At 36.4% G+C, this 1,669-nt stretch carries 1 protein-coding gene; it reads right to left on the bottom strand.

From position 1 onward, the window contains the following. Window positions 1-766: 766 nt before the first annotated feature. Window positions 767-1,660 carry an EamA family transporter RarD gene (gene rarD / locus ACU696_RS01195; RefSeq protein ID WP_004907370.1) on the bottom strand — a complete coding sequence of 298 codons (894 nt, stop codon included), beginning with the start codon at window positions 1,658-1,660 and terminating at the stop codon, window positions 767-769. Window positions 1,661-1,669 lie beyond the last annotated feature (9 nt).

The following is a 1,669-nucleotide window of genomic DNA, read 5'->3' as shown; positions in this document are numbered from 1 at the left end:
CCTTGCTTGCCGCCTAGTTGTATTTTCGAATTATTTAGAGTCGTACTCGTCATACTTCGAATCACAACGTCGTTGGCTTTGCTCGCTCGCACTAGTCACATACTTTTGTATGCTCCTAGCGACTCTTTTGCTTGCCGCCTAGTTGTATTTTCGAATTATTTAGAGTCGTAACGCTACATGATTGTATTAAATTAAATTTTAGAACCGGCTGTATTCAATTTCAGAAAACCTCGCACCAGGACATTTTTAAAATGAAATGTCATCGTGCGCACTTTAATGAAACGTCAGTGATGAATCGGACCATCACCATCCGCTGGGGTGAATACAAGCGGCGTACAATATAATTACCAAGTCCCTATTAAGCAATCATTAATTGAAAAAAATAAACAACTACTTTTATTTCAAAGAGTTGTTTGATGGATATGTTTATTAATTGAAGTGGATTTAAGATAAATTAAATAATAGCCATTATGGATAGAAAATCAAGGTGAATTTTTTTCGTTTAACTTATTGATTTTATATGGTTAAATTTATTTTTCTCAATGGGTATTATAGATAAGAACAACGAGATTTGATTTAAGCTTAATTTATTATGAGGCAGGCAAAGAATTGGCTATAAAATTAAATAGCCTATTTGCATTAATTAAACTTACTATTCAAGTTCCATATAATGAAACACCGACTTCGTTTAAAATATAAAACGAGAGTCGGCATTTAATATTAACGCTATTTATCGGTCATCTGAGTTTCTGAAAACCGTTATCCGTTATTTTCTTCTCAGTTTTTGCTGGGTATATAAAGCATCTAATGTAAATAAAATTAATGCAACCCAGATAAAGCCAAAGGTGACTAACAATTCAGGTGTCATCACTTCACCGTACATAAACACGGCGAGTAAGAACATAATACTTGGCCCCATATATTGGAAAAAGCCTAGAGTTGACAGCCTTAAGTGGTTAGCTGCCTCTGTAAATAGTAACAGTGGCACAGTTGTAATTACACCTGCGGCAACCAGCAGTGCATTTAAATGCCAATCATTCATTGCCATATCGCTAGTTGGACTATCTGCAAAAAATAATAAGAAGATAATACCGACAGGAAGTAGCCAAAGTGTTTCGAATGTCATCCCTGTTTGTGCATCGACACCTAATTTTTTACGTAATAAACCGTAGGTAGCAAATGTAACGGCCAAACTTAGACCAATCACAGGCACTGAGCCGAATTGCCAAAGCTGGATCAATACACCCGTTAGTGCAAGACCAACAGCAATCCACTGCATACGGCGAAAACGTTCTTGTAAAAATAGCATTCCAAACAGTACGTTAACTAGTGGGTTAATAAAGTAACCTAAGCTAGCTTGTAGCATATAACCATTATTAACTGCCCAAATATAAATTAACCAGTTACATGCAATTGTCGTTGCCGTCACCCCAAGAACTAATATTTTCTTTGGTTGCTTCAGTACTTGGCGGACATAACTCCAATGGCGTGAAACGGTTAATAATAAAATCATAAAGAAAAATGACCAAATAATACGATGAGTCAGGATTTCTTCTGCGGGCACTTCTTGGATACTTTTAAAATAAATAGGTGCGACACCCCAAATAAAATAGGCGCCTAAGGCACATAACACGCCTTTGGTAGTATTTTGCTGGCTCATTGTTGGCTC

Source organism: Providencia sp. PROV_01 (assembly GCF_053098325.1).
The sequence above is the reverse complement of the archived record's forward strand: the minus strand, read 5'-3'. Positions and strand labels throughout refer to the sequence as shown.

What these genes read in the sequence shown, in the direction of transcription:
- rarD (WP_004907370.1), bottom strand. Translation starts at nt 1,660, where the DNA reads ATGAGCCAGCAAAATACTACCAAAGGCGTGTTATGTGCCTTAGGCGCC.